At 46.9% G+C, this 211-nt stretch carries 1 protein-coding gene; it reads left to right on the forward strand.

All coding sequences use genetic code 11. From position 1 onward, the window contains the following. Positions 1-211, forward strand: a 211-nt coding sequence (locus tag H6A12_RS13855; protein WP_204448451.1) for a hypothetical protein, incomplete at both ends; no start/stop codon positions are given.

The following is a 211-nucleotide window of genomic DNA, read 5'->3' on the forward strand; positions in this document are numbered from 1 at the left end:
TTGTCGCCGTTGTTTTGTCGGTCGCATTGATCGCAGCAGTCTGCGTTTCCGTCTTTTTCCCGAAAACAACGATTGCAAGCCTTCTGCATCTCACCTCAAAAGATCAGATTGAATCGGTAACGCTTGTTTCCTACTATCATCAGTATGATCCATACGGAAACCTGCCTGCCGACGAGAGAGAATATCATTCTGAAAAGGAGATCACCGGCAC

This window comes from Merdimmobilis hominis, from assembly GCF_016901855.1.
Taxonomy (GTDB): domain Bacteria; phylum Bacillota; class Clostridia; order Oscillospirales; family Ruminococcaceae; genus Paludihabitans.